The sequence below is a fragment of the Halomonas sp. ND22Bw genome (assembly GCF_003011945.1).
GTDB classification, from domain to species: Bacteria; Pseudomonadota; Gammaproteobacteria; order Pseudomonadales; family Halomonadaceae; genus Halomonas; species Halomonas halophila.
The window spans coordinates 1-472 of the sequence record NZ_PXWD01000139.1 but is presented as its reverse complement, the minus strand read 5'-3'; the positions used below and the strand labels follow the sequence as shown (position 1 = coordinate 472).

The following is a 472-nucleotide window of genomic DNA, read 5'->3' as shown; positions in this document are numbered from 1 at the left end:
GGCGGTTTCCACCACCAGCGCCTGGAAGATGATCAGCAGGCCCAGCACGGCCAGCAGGACGCCCAGCATGAGCGGGAAGTACCCCGGCCCCATGCGGGCGCCGTCCCCGATGTTGTAAGTGGTGGCGCCGACCGCGAAGGTGGCGCCGACGGCAGTGAACATGACCCCCGAAAAGAAGTCAGCCTGACTCTTGATTCCCATTGTCTCGACCCCGTGAATTGGAGGCGTGAGGGTCGTTGGATGCGCCTGACCACTGGCTGACCCGAGGGCTAAGCAGTAACGCGTAGCCCCTCGTACGGGTATCCGCGATGGTGCTCAAGAAACAGGCAATTCAGAACGCAAAAAAGGCTCCCGAAGGAGCCTTTTTCATGTGAGGTGCGAGAGGGCTTAGTAGCCGCCGCGGCCACCGCCGCCGCCGCCATAACCACCGCCGCCGCCACCGCCGCTACGGCCACCGCCGCCGCCGCCGTAA

1 protein-coding gene is annotated in these 472 nt (G+C 64.8%); it reads right to left on the bottom strand.

The window, feature by feature from the left end; genetic code table 11:
* Positions 1-162: tripartite tricarboxylate transporter TctB family protein (locus tag CVH10_RS17375; RefSeq protein ID WP_369335852.1), on the bottom strand; the 162-nt coding region annotated here is incomplete at its 3' end.
* Positions 163-472 lie beyond the last annotated feature (310 nt).